Origin of the sequence: Pseudomonas sp. SG-MS2 (genome assembly GCF_009933855.1) — a bacterium.
GTDB lineage: Bacteria > Pseudomonadota > Gammaproteobacteria > Pseudomonadales > Pseudomonadaceae > Aquipseudomonas > Aquipseudomonas putida_E.
Window position 1 is genome coordinate 1 of the sequence record NZ_MOMO01000005.1, and the last position, 5,762, is coordinate 5,762.

The window sequence follows — 5,762 nt, forward strand, 5'->3', positions numbered from 1 at the left end:
CAGATTGTCAGCTCTCCGATCGACGGCGTGATCGCCCAGGTATCGGTACGCCCCAACCAGCCGGTGCAAGCCGGCACGCCGTTGTTCACCCTTGACGAAACCACCTTGCGCAGCCGCGCCGAGGTGCTCGGCAAGGAGGTCGCCGTGGCCGATGCCGAATTGCAGGCTGCCAACCAGCGGGCGTTCGACAACCCGCAAAGCAAAAACGAACTGACCCTGCTGCAGGGCCGTGTCCAGCAACGACGGGCCGAACTGGCCGCTGTACAAGCGCAACTGCGGCGCACCCAGGTGCTGGCTCCACGCGCCGGGGTCGCGGTGTTCAGCGACCCCAACGACTGGCTCGGCAAACCAGTGACAACCGGCGAGCGCATCATGCACGTTGCCGACCCTGCGCAACCGGCCATGCAGATCCAGCTCGCCGTGGCCGATGCCATAGCCCTGGAACCTGGCGCCGAAGTGACCTTGTTCCTCACTGCCTATCCGCTCAGCCCACTCAAGGGCAAGATCCTCGAAACCAGCTATCAGGCCAAACCCAGCGACGATGGCGTGGTCGCCTACCGTCTGCTGGCAAGCATCGACGAGCATTCCGAGCATGCCCGCCTGGGCCTGCATGGCACCGCCAAGCTCTATGGCGACCGCGTCATGCTCGGCTACTACCTGCTGCGTCGCCCGCTGGCCACGTTGCGAGCCTGGAGCGGCTGGTGATGCTGGATCCCAGCGACCTGCCGCTGCCGCCACTGCGCGAGGACCTGCGCCTGTGCGAAGCCGCCGACAGCCGAGAAGGCGAACCGGCGTGGATGATCCACGACACCGTGCTGAACCGCTTCTACCGCATCGGCTGGCTGGAGTTCGAATGCCTGCTGCGCTGGGGCCAGACACCGCGCCAGATCAGCGAGCAGGTGTCGCACGACAGCGCGCTCAAGCCGGATATCGAGCAGGTGCTGGCATTGCGTGCGTTTCTCGAACAACACCACCTGCTGCGCCCAGGCCCCGAGCAACTGGCCAGGCTGCAAACCGCCAACGAGGCGCGCACTTGGTCGAGCTGGCGCTGGTGGCTGCACCACTACCTGTTCTTCCGCGTGCCGCTGCTGCGCCCACAGGCGGGGCTGCAGCGCCTGGCCGCGGCCTTGGGCTGGCTGTTCCATCCGCTGACCGGGCTAACGGTGATCGGCTTGACCATCCTGGGCGTGATCCTGGTGATGCAACAATGGGACAGCTTCACCCATGCCGTGGTGGAATCATTCTCCACCGAAGGCCTGTTCAGCTTTGCCCTGGCGCTGGTGGTGGCAAAAACCCTGCACGAGCTCGGCCATGCCCTGGTAGCCACGCGCCTGGGCTTGCGCGTCGGGCACATGGGTGTGGCGTTTCTGGTGTTGTGGCCAATGCTTTACACCGACACCGGCGAAAGCTGGAAGCTCAAGCGTGCCCACCAGCGCCTGGCGATCGCTTCGGCGGGCATCGTCACCGAGCTGTCCCTGGCGGGTTTGGCGACCCTTGGCTGGGCCGTGTGCGACGATGGCGCCCTGCGCAACGCCCTGCTGTACCTGGCGACCACAAGCTGGGTGCTGTCCCTGGCGCTCAATGCCAGCCCCTTCATGCGCTTCGACGGCTATTTCATCCTCAGCGACCTGCTTGACTTCCCCAACCTGCACGAACGCTCTTCTGCGCTGGCTCGTGTAGCCATGCGGCGCACCCTGCTGGGGCTCGACGAAGCCTGGCCGGAGCCGTTTCCCATTGGCCAGCGACGCCTGCTGGTGGCGTTTGCCTTCGCTACCTGGCTGTATCGCCTGGTGCTGTTTCTCGGCATCGCCGTGGCGGTCTACCTGTTTTTCTTCAAACTGTTGGGGATCGTGCTGTTCATGGTCGAATTGGCGTGGTTCATCGCGCTGCCGGTGAAACGTGAGCTGAGCCACTGGTGGCAACAGCGGGCACGCATTCCGGGGCAGCGCAAGCGGATATTCTATGTGTGCCTTGGCCTGGCCCTGCTGGCCCTGGCAGTACCTTGGCACAGCCAGGTAAATGCCGTAGGTGTGGCCCGTGCCGAGCACCAGCTGCGCGTCTACACCCCCTACCCTGCACGGCTGAAAAGCCTGCACCAGGCGGGCCCTGTCAAGGCCGGCGACGTACTGGCCGTGCTTGAGGAGCCGGACCTGAACTCACGCATGCGCAGCAGTGAGGCCAGCGCCCGCAGCTATGAGGCACGCTTGTCGGGGCTGCTGGCCGACCCTGCGGGGCTGGCCGAGGATGCTGCCACCCAACAGCGCCTGATGGTGCAGAACGAGGAAGCACGCGCCGCGCGCAGCGAGATTGCCCGGCTCAACCTGCAGGCGCCATTCGCCGGTCACTGGCTGGACCTTGAACCCGACTGGCAGCCTGGCCAGTGGTTCAACCGCCAGCAACCGCTGGGGATCTTGATAGATCCCCGTCACTGGCAGATCGATGCCTACGTCGCCCAGGACCAGGTGCACCTCCTTGCCGTGGGCAACCCGGTGAAATTCTATCCCGAAGGCCAGGCCATCGCCCTGCGCGGCAAGGTGCTGGCGATTGGCAGCACACGCGCCGGGCATTTGGCCCACCGCATGCTCTCTTCACACTTTGGCGGCCCGGTGCAAACGAGCGGTGAAGCGCTTGTACCCAACCATGCACTTTTTCAAGTGCTGGTGGCCCTGGATGAACCGCTGGCCAGCGTGCGCGAAACCCGCGGCAAGCTGAAGATCGATGGGGAAAAGCGCAGCGTGCTGGGCGAACTGGGCAAATGGCTGTTGGGCGTTGGCCTGCGTGAGAGCGGTTTCTGAACATTGCCTTCCGGCGCCTGCTCCCCCGCCCTGAGAAAACCCGACTACGATTGCTAAAGCTTCGAATCTGGCGTCAAACTTCTGAGCAGGGATGGAAATGGACATCAAGAGCAGAGCCGGCTTTGCCACTGCCTCGCGCCCTCGGTCGCACACCGTTGCCCTTGAGCAACGCATTCTCTTCGATGGCGCTGCAGCCACCGCTGTCGATCAACAGCACCACAGCGATGCCAGTGCTGCCGAGAGCAAGGACACCAGCCACCCTGCGCCTACCGCCAGCGAAGCGCAGACCACTGCTGCAGCAACCACGCCACGCAACCTGGTAGTCATCGATGCGCGCGTGGAAAACCGCGACCAATTGGCTGCCAACCTGCCGGCCGGCACCACTGCGCTGGTGGTGGACCCTGGCCAGGATGCCATCGCTGCCATCAGCAATGCCTTGGCGCAACTGGGCAAGGTCGACGCCATTCAGGTGTTCTCCCATGGCGCTTCAGGCCAGTTCACCCTCGGCAACCAGGTGTTCACCAGCCAGACAGTCGAACAGTTGGGTGACCGCCTGAGTGCCTGGAGCAGTGAGTTGAACGCCGGTGCAGATATTCAGCTGTATGGGTGTGATGTGGGTAGCGGCAGCGCTGGCCAGGCGCTGGTCAACGAACTGGCACGCTGGACGGGTGCCGACGTTGGCGCATCGAGCAATGCGACCGGCAATTCGTTGGCCGGCGGCGACTGGCGCCTTGAGGTCAGCAATGGCGATGTCGACAAAGTCATCGCTCTGGCAGCTACCACCCTCGACAGCTTCCAGGGCCTGCTGGCCGATGCTAGCCCTACAGCCAGCCTGAATAGCGGTGGGGCCGAGGTGCAGTTGGGCGAACAGTTCACCTTCACCGTAAGCTTCAACAACCCCTCCACCCAGGAAGGCTACGCCCCATTCATCGACGTATTCCTGCCTGCCACCGGCCGCGACGGCGATGACGGTGCCACTTTCGTCTCCGCCACCTACCTGGGCCAGGCGGTCAACAGCTTCGTGATCACGTTCGATGCCAACGGCAATGCGACCCACCCCCTGGCCAAAGATGCCAGCGGCAACGCCTTGGTCATCAATGCCGCCAGCGTGGGCATGAAGCCCGGTGACCAGATGGTGGTACTGCAGTTGCCTTACGCCAGCGTCACCAACGGCCAGCCCAGCATCGACATCCAGATTACCGCGCAACTGAGCAACCTGGCCGACACCAGCTATTCCGACGGCACGCCAAACCTCACCATCAATACCCGTGCGGGCTTCGAATACGGCAACGATTCGCTGAACAACCCTGTGCAGGACCCAAGCCTGGTTGAGAGCGCGCTGCACAGTTTCATCGTCACGCCCACCCTGCTGAAAGTCTCGCAAACGTTGAACATGCCGGAGGGCGAAACGGTCACCGGGCCCAACTTCACCCGCACCCAGACCGTCACCGTCACCCCGGCCCCCGGGCAGACACTGAGCAATGTCACCATCACCCAGACCGTGCCCGACCAGGTACACGTCAGCGCCATCACGCCAGGGCCGGGCGGCACCCTGACGTCGATCACCTTGCATGACGGCACCGTGCTGACCAACCCGGCCCTCATCGCTCTGGCACTGGCGAACCCCAATGCTTTCGTGGCCAGCTATGACGTCCACTACGACACCCTCAGCGCCGCCAGCACCACGCAGGTCAGTTTCTATGTACCGGAAATCGACGCCAACGGCCGGCCCGTGATCGACCCGGCCACCGGTAACCCGGTGACGATCAACTTTGGCACCGCCAGCGTGACGGGTGACTGGAACCCGCTGGACCCGCGCGACCGCCCCACTGACCCGCAAGGCTACCCATTCAACGAAACAGGCAACGGTCAAGGCGCGACTTTCGTCGCCAAGTCGATAACCCTGCTCAAGCAGGTCAACCTGCAGAACGACGTCGGCACCACAGGCCTCACGCCCGGCGATACCTTGCGCTACACCCTGGGCGTGGCGATTTCCGACTTCTTTGCCTTCGGTGAAAACATCCTCGAACAAGGCCAGTTCACCCTGACCGACCTGCTCAGCGATGGCCAGACGTTCGACCCAAGCAACCCGCCGACCCTGGTCATCCAGCAGCAGGGCGGCACACAGAGCATTACCCTGATCTACACCCAGACAGTGAATGCCGACGGCAGCACCACGCTGGTCTTCGACATTGCCGAATCCATTCGCCAAGCGGTAGCCGGTCCCGGCGTTCCGGCGCTGTTCGGCGACCTCTACGACGACACTGTGCAGGAGGGCGCCACGCGCCTGAGCATCGTCTACGACGCCCTGATCGACGCCACCTACACCACCGACCACCCGCCCCACGACCAGCTCAACGAAGGCGACAGCGTCGGCAACAACGCCACAGTGGATGCCACCGTGCTGCGTGATGCGGTCAACATCGGGGGCACTCAGACCGACGGTTCCGCCACCACCAGCACCATCCAGTCCTCCACCGTCGATATCGAGCTTACCCAGGTCAACGGCGGCAACCCACCGAGCAACGGCGAACTGCGCCCGGGGGACGTGGTGACCTTCACCATCAACTACGACCTGCTGGTAGCCGACTACGAGAACTTCAAGCTCACGGCCTACCTGCCCTTGCCCCTGCTCAACGCGGCCGGCATCAGCTGGAGCTTTGGCACAGGCGTTGGCCAATGGACGTTCGGTAGCGGTAATACCATTCTCGACGTGCCAGACAGCGTCACCACCGGCCCCGGCAACGCGATCGTCTTCGACTTCGGCAACTACGTGTCCGGGGGGCTAGACGGCGGCACGGTGCAAGTGCGTTTCACCATGGTCGTGGGCGATCAGCCCTATGCCGACCAGCGTGCACTGGACGTGCTGGCGCAATCGAGCCAGACCACCACCGTCGACAAGACTGTGCTCACGTCGTCGGATGTGGCGGTGATCGCGTCGGTCGCCGAACCGGTGCTGGACATCAA

At 63.9% G+C, this 5,762-nt stretch carries 3 protein-coding genes; all 3 read left to right on the forward strand.

Annotation, left to right across the window (positions count from 1 at the left end; genetic code table 11):
• Positions 1 to 705: efflux RND transporter periplasmic adaptor subunit (locus BLX42_RS00395; RefSeq protein WP_161870921.1), on the forward strand; the 705-nt coding region annotated here is incomplete at its 5' end.
• Complete coding sequence (locus tag BLX42_RS00400; RefSeq protein ID WP_161870922.1) at positions 705 to 2,795, forward strand: HlyD family efflux transporter periplasmic adaptor subunit; 2,091 nt, start codon at positions 705 to 707, stop codon at positions 2,793 to 2,795. The genes BLX42_RS00395 and BLX42_RS00400, both read left to right, overlap by 1 nt.
• 97 nt (positions 2,796 to 2,892) lie before the next feature.
• A partial coding sequence (locus BLX42_RS00405) for a DUF4347 domain-containing protein (RefSeq protein ID WP_161870923.1) occupies positions 2,893 to 5,762 on the forward strand: 2,870 nt, incomplete at its 3' end.

Coding starts and splice junctions, on each gene's coding strand:
- BLX42_RS00400 (WP_161870922.1), top strand. CDS start 705: ATGCTGGATCCCAGCGACCTGCCGCTGCCGCCACTGCGCGAGGACCTG.